Source organism: Barnesiella sp. CU968, from assembly GCF_905219685.1.
Classification (GTDB): Bacteria; Bacteroidota; Bacteroidia; order Bacteroidales; family Muribaculaceae; genus Lepagella; species Lepagella muris_A.
Genome location: NZ_CAJMXD010000283.1, coordinates 1 through 3,940, shown reverse-complemented (window position 1 = coordinate 3,940; position 3,940 = coordinate 1). Strand labels below are relative to the sequence as shown.

Genomic DNA, 3,940 nt, shown 5'->3' with positions numbered 1-3,940 from the left:
CCACAGTCTTCGGACTGTTTAACATTCATTCATAATCTCAAACCCTCTGACCCGTCAATATTTTTCAGGACGCCACATATATTGACGAGCAATCTTTCCGACTTAAGTCACGGCGATGTTGTGCTCAACAAGATGCTTGTTAACAATGACGGCAGTAAATTATATGCAACCAATAACGGTCTGTTCAAATACGTGTCAGATAAGGATTATCGCCCCATTCTGCCCGGCTCGGCTGTCAACGACATTATTATTGCAAAGGGCTATTTGTTTGCGGCTACTTCATCGGGCTTAAAATTCATGCGCAACGACCATGCGGTCAAAGATGTCGGGCTGCTTAAAGATACCAATATACAGAGTCTGTATTTCGATGAAGCAAGCGACGCCTTGTATATCGGGGCTTTTAACAAGGGCTTATATATGCTGAATTTGTCGGATTTCAACGTTGTCCAGATACATACCACAAACAGCCTGTTACAGAAACCAATCCGCTCGATTGTCAAGCTGAGCCCGGAACGGCTTGCCATAGGCATTGACGGCAGCGGTGTCCTGGCTTATAATGCAAAGGACAACTCACTCACCACGTTTGTCAACACGGAACTCGCACCTGAATTTTCATTTACCGGCAACGGCATATATGCACTGTTGAATGACGGCAACGGCAATCTGTGGATTGGCAGTTATACCGGAGGGGTGACAATGGTGAGTCTGTCGCAGTCGCCCATACAGATAATTACACATATAAAAGACAATCCCAACTCTCTTGTCAACAACAATGTGAATTATATCATAGAGTCGACAGACGGAAATATATGGTATGCAACTGACCGCGGAATAAGCATTTACAATCCCCGTACCGGAATCTGGAGAAATTCATTATCCGGAATAGTCGTTGTGTCGCTGTGTGAGGACGGCAACGGAAATGTACTGGCAGGTTGTTATGGCGACGGCGTATACCGTATGGATTTGTCGGGAAACATCAAGGGGCACTGGACACAAAGCGATGGAGCCTTGTCATCGAACTATATCTTCGCAATACAGACTGATTGTCATGGCAAGATATGGGTCGGCTCTCCTCACGGCTGCCTCGTAGCCCTTAATAGCGACGGCTCGTTATATCATAGGTTTGAGATAGACGGCGTTATGTCAATCAGTGTCGTTGACGAGAAGCGTATAGGTGTCGCTACCGGCAACGGATTTTATATCATCGATGCCGACACGAACAGCTATAACTGGTACGCCAATTTTCAAGAGCAGTCAGAGCACGACGTAAGTGCATATATAATCCCGATGATGTTCACAAAAGGTACCACAGTATGGCTTGGAACCGAAGGTGGTGGTCTTAACCTGTATGATTATAAGAACAGGAAAATCATACGCGAGATAAAAATGTCAGACGGATTGCCCTCAAATGATATATACGGTCTTGTGCATGATGACAAGGGACGCCTTTGGGCAAGTACAGGCAACGGTCTCGCAATCATAGGCGATTCAACAGTTTCCAGTCTTAACTTTATCAACGGAATTGCCAGAGAATATAACAAGTCCTCGATTTTAAGGACATCTAACGGTGATTTGATTTTCGGCAGTACGGCAGGCGCAGTCAGGCTGTCGCCCGACAAAATCAGTGTAGCTGAATACTCCGCACCATTGAGAATATCCCGATTCACTATTGACGGCATCAGCGAAGAGGAGTCTGCCAAGATTATACCGGAGCTTTTTGAGATGCTGCAAAACCGGAATATAGTGCTCAGTGCCAGTCATAATTCGTTTGATGTTGATTTTGAGGCAATAAACATAGACTATCGCAATGACATCGCTTATCAGTATATCCTTGAAGGGTATGACCACGATTGGAGCGAAATGACCATGGACGGTACCGCCCGCTTCCGGAATGTGCCGCCGGGCAATTATACCCTAAAAATAAAAGCGTTGCGTAAAAGCGACGGACGAGTCATAGATGAAACCTCTATTGACATCACTGTCGAAGAACCGTGGTGGAATACAATATGGGCGAGAATATGCTATCTGGCTATAATAGCCTTTATTATATATTTTATAATTAGGTATAAATGGTATCAGTTGCGAAAAGAGCATGACGAAGACAAAATCAGATTTTTCATCAATACAGCCCACGACATCCGCACTCCATTGTCATTGGTCATGTCGCCCATTGAAGAGCTGAAGACACAGAACGGTCTTTCCGAAAAGGCTAAATATCTGCTCGATGTGGCGGGCGCAAATATACGAAAGCTTAATGCTGTCACCGCTCAGCTGCTCGATTTTGAAAAGATTGATTCGAGAAAAGCAAAGGTCAACATCGAGCCGATCAATCTTAATTATCTATTGTCGGAGGAACTGAGTTGTTTCAATAATGTTGGTGAAAAACGCGGCATCACGCTTCACCTGCAAGTTCCCGATGAGCAGGTAGTGGTTTCAGCTGACAGACATCTGCTTGAACTTATGCTTGATAACCTCATGTCGAATGCCTGCAAATATACCAATCAAGGTGGCAAAGTGGAGGTGTCACTAACCGCAAACAAGTCAAAGGCTGTCATCAGGATTACCGACAATGGTATAGGCATACCTGAGAAAGAGCAGAAAAACATATTCACAAATGTCTATAGAGCCGAGAATGCGAGAGCGTCACAAGAAACAGGCAACGGTTTCGGTCTGCTTCAGGTCAAGCGTATAGTGGAAATGCTCAACGGCAACATAGGCTTTACATCCAAAGAGAATGCAGGAACCACTTTTACAATCTCATTCAAGCGTATCTATGACGAGCCTGTCATTCACTGGAATCCGAATAATCTGAATGAGGCCTTGAATGAAATACGCATACCTTCTCCCGTAGTATCCGCTGTTTCTGAGAGTAAGGATGAGACATTGTTGATTGTCGAAGACAACGATGATCTCAGGAATTATCTGACAGCAACATTCTCGGTTGAATATAATGTCGTGTCAACTATTTCGGCTGAGGATGCCCTAAGATTCCTTGAGAATCACTATCCGGATATTATCATCTCAGACGTAATGATGCCCGGACTACAGGGTGACGAGCTGTGCAGCATGATAAAGAACAACCCTGACACCGCCGGCATTCCGGTCATTTTACTTACTGCGAAAACCACTCATGACGCGATTGTGAACGGCATTGAAAAAGGAGCCGATGACTATATCGCCAAGCCGTTCAGCCTTGACATCCTCAAAAGCAAGGTCAGAGGTATGCTCCACAATCGCAAGCGTATCCGTGAATATCTTATGAGGCTCGCACTGATGGGAGCCGAGGGTGACGTAGTCGAAGTGAAGACAATTCCACAAATCGTCGAGGAACCGACACTAACCGAAGGCAATCGGACAAGCGAAATGCCGGCATCTGACAAGGCATTTGTTGATAAGGCAGTTGATATAATTATCGCAAATATGTCAAACACCGAGTTTGACATTGAACATCTATGCCGGGAGATGGCAATGAGCCGGACGCTGTTCTTTGGTCGCCTGAAGTCTTTGACCGGGAAGGCTCCGCAGGAATTTATCCGCATCCTGAAACTTGAACGAGCCGCCGAATTACTTAAACAAAATATGCCTGTGGCAGAAGTTGCAGTGGTGACAGGTTTTGCTAATTCTAAGTATTTCAGCACTATCTTTAAGAAACACTTCGGGGTGTCTCCAAGTAAATTTTGCGAACAGAATTGAACGAGGTTTAACGTGTTTATGTCTGATTTTATGAATAATAGCATAATATGTCAGAAAACAAACCTCAAAATGTCAGTAATCAAACCTTGATAATAACGGACGGTGGTAATTTTGCAAAACCCATATAAGGTCTATGTGGGAGTAAATAAACTAACCAATGGTAGTGTTTCACTGAGTGTGTCTGAGGCGGGTTCACTCAAGACTGTAGACCTCAGATGACGATGCAAATTTACTTGTTTTTTCTCAT

At 44.5% G+C, this 3,940-nt stretch carries 1 protein-coding gene; it reads left to right on the top strand.

Annotated elements, in window-relative coordinates:
• Window positions 1-81 precede the first annotated feature (81 nt).
• Window positions 82-3,693 carry a hybrid sensor histidine kinase/response regulator transcription factor gene (locus tag JX312_RS10255; RefSeq protein ID WP_204457926.1) on the top strand — a complete coding sequence of 1,204 codons (3,612 nt, stop codon included), beginning with the start codon at window positions 82-84 and terminating at the stop codon, window positions 3,691-3,693.
• Window positions 3,694-3,940: the final 247 nt, after the last annotated feature.